This is a genomic window from Algibacter ulvanivorans (assembly GCF_048381495.1).
GTDB lineage: Bacteria > Bacteroidota > Bacteroidia > Flavobacteriales > Flavobacteriaceae > Algibacter_B > Algibacter_B ulvanivorans.
Window position 1 is genome coordinate 1 of record NZ_JBLWGD010000029.1, and the last position, 394, is coordinate 394.

1 protein-coding gene is annotated in these 394 nt (G+C 38.1%); it reads right to left on the reverse strand.

Annotated elements, in window-relative coordinates; all coding sequences use genetic code 11:
* A partial coding sequence (locus ACNG5D_RS15850) for a DEAD/DEAH box helicase (RefSeq protein ID WP_418184506.1) occupies positions 1-394 on the reverse strand: 394 nt, incomplete at both ends.

Here is a 394-nt window from a genome sequence, read left to right on the forward strand (position 1 = left end):
GTTTGGTTTTAGGGCGTACTTCGTAATACAGATTCGGTCTGTTAAAAGAAGCCTTAAACGTCTTAGCATTTGGAATGGCTAGGTTTTTTAAAATGTCTTCCTGCACTTTAGGTGTGGCAGTAGCTGTTAAACCTATAATGGGAATATCATCTCCAATACGTTGAATGATGTGTTTTAAATTACGGTATTCCGGTCTAAAATCATGACCCCATTCACTAATACAATGGGCTTCATCTACAGCCATAAAGGATATTTTTACCGAACGTAAAAACTCAACATTCTCCTCTTTGGTAAGCGATTCGGGTGCCACATAAAGCAGCTTGGTAACCCCATCCACAATGTCTTGTTTCACACGCTTAATTTCGGTTTTGTTTAAAGAGGAATTTAAAACATG